2 protein-coding genes and 1 pseudogene are annotated in these 2,643 nt (G+C 44.9%); all 3 read left to right on the forward strand.

Annotated features, from left to right (window positions below; translation table 11 throughout):
* The coding region (locus tag AB4238_RS03580) for a ribonuclease R family protein (protein WP_372031364.1) at positions 1 to 1,318 on the forward strand (1,318 nt) is incomplete at its 5' end.
* On the forward strand, positions 1,319 to 2,062 hold the full coding sequence (gene rlmB, locus AB4238_RS03585) for a 23S rRNA (guanosine(2251)-2'-O)-methyltransferase RlmB (RefSeq protein ID WP_372031366.1): 744 nt from the start codon (positions 1,319 to 1,321) through the stop codon (positions 2,060 to 2,062).
* Positions 2,063 to 2,282: 220 nt separating this feature from the next.
* Positions 2,283 to 2,643: pseudogene (locus tag AB4238_RS03590) on the forward strand (S9 family peptidase); the annotation flags it as partial.

Genomic DNA, 2,643 nt, shown 5'->3' on the forward strand with positions numbered 1-2,643 from the left:
TCTAACCTATACCCAGGTTGCTGACATGCTAGAGGGCGGAGAGGTGAGTGACAAACTCAAGCCTATATTCCCACACCTGCAAACGTTGCAATCTTTGTATCTGACACTGGATGAAACTCGCGCTGAACGTGGTGCAATTGCATTTGAAACGACTGAGACTCAGTTCATTTTCAATGAGCAGCGTAAAATCGATAAGATTGTTCCGCGCAGTCGCAATCAAGCACATAAGATCATTGAAGAGTGCATGATTTTAGCAAACGTTGCCTCGGCTAAGTTTGTTAAAAAGCATAAAGGCGAAGTGTTATACCGAGTGCACGAGGCGCCATCAGAGCAAAAACTCACTAACTTTAAGGATTTCCTTAAAGAGCGCGGTTTGACCATGGAAGGTGGACTTGAGCCTACTCCAAAAGATTACCAAGCGGTGATGGAGCAGATAGCGGATAGACCTGATGCAGAGCTTATTCAGGTGATGCTGCTTAGATCGATGCGACAAGCAACCTATACCCCAGATAACGAAGGTCATTTTGGCTTGGCATTAGAGGCATATTCGCACTTTACCTCGCCAATTCGACGTTACCCAGATCTTATCTTGCACCGCGTAATCCGTTACTTGTTGTCAAAACAAGAGGGAGAACAGTCTGAGCAGTGGACCGCCGATGGCGGTTACAATTACAAGATTGAAGAATTAGATCTTTTAGGTGAGGAGTGTTCAACGACTGAACGCCGTGCCGATGAAGCAACGCGAGACGTCAATGATTGGCTCAAGTGTGAGTTTATGCAAGATCACGTTGGCGATACCTTTGAAGCGGTTATTGCATCGGTGACACACTTTGGCATGTTTGTACGACTTAATGATCTATTTATCGATGGATTAGTACATATTTCAAGTTTAGGTAGTGATTACTACCAATACGACAATATGCGCCAACGTTTAGTCGGTGAGGCGTCTGGTCAGGTATATCAGATTGGCGATACGGTAACGGTAAAAGTTGCAGCGGTAAATCTTGATGACCGTCAAATCGACCTGATGATGGAAGGCGACTCTGCTGGCGGCAAGCGTCGTAAGCCGAGCAAGCCGATGACAGCCAGAGAACGTGTTAATCGTGAAGGTGCTAAGCTTGCTGACAAAGAGCGCAATGCTGATAAAGGTAAGCGCTCAAGTAGCAGCAAGGGTGGTGCCAAGTCAGGCTCTCGTTCGGCAAGTAAAAACAAATCAAGCAGTGGCAGCAAAACTGGCACGACTAAGACAAAAGCTTCTGCAAAAAAGTCTTCGGCTAAAAAAGCCAAGTCAGCGAAGCGTAAAACGAGTAAGAAATAGATGAAGAAGCAAGATATTACTTTCGGTTTGCATGCTGTTGAAGCTGTACTGCAAAATAGTCCTGAACGCGTTATCGAAATTTGGGTACTACAAGGCCGTGATGATAAGCGATTAACACCGATTTTAGAGATCGCATCACAGTGGGGCGTGTCTGTTCAGTATGCCTCTCGCAAAGCGTTAGACGATAAATCAGCAGGTGGTCAGCATCAAGGCGTTGTGGCAAAGGTGAAAGCGACCAAAATCCTCAATGATAATGATCTACACACAATGTTAGATGCTACTGAAACACCATTTCTATTGATTCTGGACGGTGTTACCGATCCGCATAATCTAGGGGCATGCTTGCGTAATGCTGATGCGGCTGGTGTGCAAGGGGTTATCGTGCCGAAAGATAATTCAGTTGGCTTAACACCGGTTGTAAGTAAAGTGGCTTGCGGCGCTGCAGAAATCGTTCCTCTATATCAAGTGACCAATCTTGCGCGCACCATGCGTAGCTTACAAGATAAAGGGATCTGGATTGCTGGAGCAGCAGGTGAAGCTGATAGTGATGTTTACCAAGCTAGCCTAACAGGGCCGCTAGCGATTGCTATGGGCGCCGAAGGTAAAGGACTTCGCCGCTTAACCCGTGAAAGCTGCGATACCTTAATTTCTATTCCAATGGCGGGCAGTGTATCTAGCTTAAACGTGTCAGTTGCGACAGGTATTTGTTTGTTTGAAGCTGTGCGTCAACGGCTTATAAAATAAGTAACCATTTTAGATCATTACTAAAAGCGCCGATGAAGTTTCAACTTCATCGGCGTTTTTGTATTTGGAGGCTAAAGATAATGACTGGTCGTGCTAACGGTTGCTCGTATCCTGCCTGTAAAACCGTTATTTGTGGTTACAATTTTTTAACTTGTACTGTTTAACTTTGTAAGTGCATGCAGTAGTTTAGTCACACTCACTCTAGTAACAGGATGTTTATATGCGAAACAAAGTCTTATCTTTATGCGTGCTAAGCTCAATTGCCGCGGCTCCCACTTTTGCTGAAGAGGACAAGTTTCTCTGGCTTGAAGATGTAGAGGGGGCAAAACCGATGGAGTGGGTTAAGCAGCAAAATGCCCTCTCAGAAAAAGAGATAAAAGCATATAAAGGGTTTAATGAGTTAGTCAGTAATAGCCTTGCTATTTTGAATAACAAAGAACGGATCCCCTACGCTAGTCGTATGGGGGGTTACCTGTATAACTTCTGGAAAGACGAAAAACATGTCCGAGGCATTTACCGCAGAACCACTATGGAAGAGTACGTCAAAGCTGAACCTAAATGGGAAACGGTATTAGATGTTG

Source organism: Shewanella sp. 10N.286.45.A1 (genome assembly GCF_041470405.1).
Classification (GTDB): domain Bacteria; phylum Pseudomonadota; class Gammaproteobacteria; order Enterobacterales; family Shewanellaceae; genus Shewanella.